The following is a 2,273-nucleotide window of genomic DNA, read 5'->3' as shown; positions in this document are numbered from 1 at the left end:
TGAGGGCGGAGATGTTGAGGGGCGGCTTCGGTGGACACTCTGCAAATGGGATAAGGTGAAGCTAGGTGATGGACGTTGGCAGTAACGGCGGTGCAGGCAATCCGGCGGATGCGCGGTGGAGCACAGAGCCAATTGATGCTGGGTGCGGATGGAAACTTGTGGGTGGTGAAGTTCAAGAACAATCCGCAGCATTTGCGGGTGCTGGCGAATGAATTAATTGCGACACGGATTGCGGAGGCCGTCGGACTGTCGGTGCCGAAGACGGACGTAGTCGAGGTTAGCGAATGGTTGATTAGGAATAGCGCGGAGATGGTGGTGGATCTCGGGCGGGGCCTTCGCGAGCGATGTGCCGGCGGCCTGCAGTTTGGAAGCCGGTTTGTCGGGGGTTTGATGCCGGGACAGGTGGTTGATTATCTGCCGGAGCCGCAGATGGATGAGGTTCGAAACCTGGCGGAGTTTGCCGGGATGTTGGTCGTGGATAAGTGGACGGGGAATTGCAACGGGCGGCAGGCTGTGTTCGAGCGTCGGCCACGGGAACGAAAGTACAGGGCGACGTTCATCGACCAGGGTTACTGTTTCAATGCGGGCGACTGGACGTTTCCGGACGCGCCGCTGCGCGGTGTGTTCGCCCGCAACCAGGTTTATGCAGGCGTTCGAGGATGGGAGAGTTTTGAGCCTTGGTTGAGCAGGGTTGAGGAGTTTTCGGAAGATGAGCTGGGTAAGGTTGCCGAGGAGATTCCTCCTGAGTGGTACGGTGGGGATCTCGGTGTGCTTGAGCGTTTGATGGAGTCGCTATTGCAGCGTAGGTCGCGGGTAAGAGAATTGATTGGACAGTTTCGGGAGTCAGATCGGGAACCGTTCCCACTCTGGGGAATGGCGAAGAATATTGTGATGCCGAGGGGATTCGAGATGATCGCGAACCCCGCAAAATTTGTAATGTAGGGTAAGCGATTCGTACTTGGAGATTGTGGAGGTTTTATTGCGCGAGCGGCTCCAGTGCGAATTTTCTCTCATCCGGTATGTGCCGGATGTGGTGAAGGGAGAGTTTGCGAACATTGGCGTGGTGCTGCGCGAAGCTGGGCGGGATGAAACGGCGACGGTGCGATTTACCCGCGACTGGAGCAGGGTGCGATGCATGGATCCGGATGCCGATGTGGAGTTACTGGAATCGTTGGAGTCAGAAATCGGGCTGCGGCTCCAAGCTGGGGTAGAGCTGAAGGTAAACGCGAAGCCAATGTTGGACACGTTGGAGGACTCGCTATCGAACAGCATTCAGCTGACGGAGATGAAGGGAACGCTGGCGGAGAGTTTTCCCGCGGAGTTGGAGCAGCTGTTGCGGATGTACGTGGAACCGTTGAAGGCACCGTCGACGCGTAGGAAGGCGAGCGGGCGCGTCGCGATCGTTTCCACCATGCGGACTGCATTTGAACAGGCGGGTGTTTGGCGGTTGATGCGCAAGAAGATTGCGGCTGCGGCCTACACGCAGGCCGGTGATCCGATGAAGATCGACTGTGGTTATCGCAATGGGAAGGTGCGGATGTTTCAAGCAGTGTCGCTGGAGAATGATGTTGAAGGGGCGAAGAGCATGGCTTATTCAGCGGACGCTTTGCGAGCAGGTGTGTTGAACAGCGAAGGCGTCGAACTGGAACTGACGGCTGTGGTGGAGAGGATCGCGTCGATTGCGGACCAGGAACAATATGGATTCGGCGTAAGCGTCATGGAACGAGAGGCAATACGCGTCTTGACGGTCGCGGATATGGGAAGGGTTGCGGATACGGCAAAGCGAGAGTTAAGGGTTTAGCACCACATAGATCGGCGAACTTATGTAGACGAGGCGTGACCCTAACGGTTGCGCCTCTTGCGTTTAAGAGGGAGATCGGAATGGGTTTGGGAGCGGCAGTTAAAGATATTTGGGAACGAGTTGCCGGCGTGGCAGCATCGGCAGACAACGTGGGTGAGCGTAAGACAGCCGTAGCTCCGCTGGGGATGAGCTCGATTTTCGCGCCCTTCCGGACGACGGGAGTGCAGAACGCACTTCCTAAACCGACTGCAGCGAACCTTCGCAGATTTGCGGAGACGCCGGTCGCGCGCCGGGCGATCAACTGCATTAAGGACCGGATTGCGTGCATGGACTGGCAAATCGAGGTGCGGCGGGGCGCGGGCGAGGACGTGGCAGGCGATCGCGTGCAGCGCGCGGCATCACTGAGTAAGGCGCTGGACCTGCCAAATGAATCTGACAGCTTTCGCACGATGATCGAGCAGGTGATCGAAGA

The 2,273-nt window shown here is 57.7% G+C and carries 3 protein-coding genes; all 3 read left to right on the top strand.

Features of this window, described 5'->3' with window-relative positions; all coding sequences use genetic code 11:
• Positions 1 to 75: 75 nt before the first annotated feature.
• Positions 76 to 942, top strand: coding sequence for a HipA family kinase (locus tag WCB02_RS09285; protein ID WP_423957706.1), 867 nt, complete (start codon positions 76 to 78; stop codon positions 940 to 942).
• A 37-nt stretch (positions 943 to 979) separates the two neighbouring features.
• Entirely contained in the window at positions 980 to 1,801 is an 822-nt protein-coding gene (locus WCB02_RS09280) for a DUF3037 domain-containing protein (protein ID WP_423957704.1), read from the top strand.
• Positions 1,802 to 1,881: 80 nt separating this feature from the next.
• Positions 1,882 to 2,273: hypothetical protein (locus WCB02_RS09275; protein WP_423957703.1), on the top strand; the 392-nt coding region annotated here is incomplete at its 3' end.

It is taken from the genome of Bradyrhizobium sp. (genome assembly GCF_049581145.1).
Taxonomy (GTDB): Bacteria; Pseudomonadota; Alphaproteobacteria; order Rhizobiales; family Xanthobacteraceae; genus Bradyrhizobium.
Note: the sequence above shows the minus strand (reverse complement) of the source record. Positions and strands in the feature narration are given on the sequence as shown.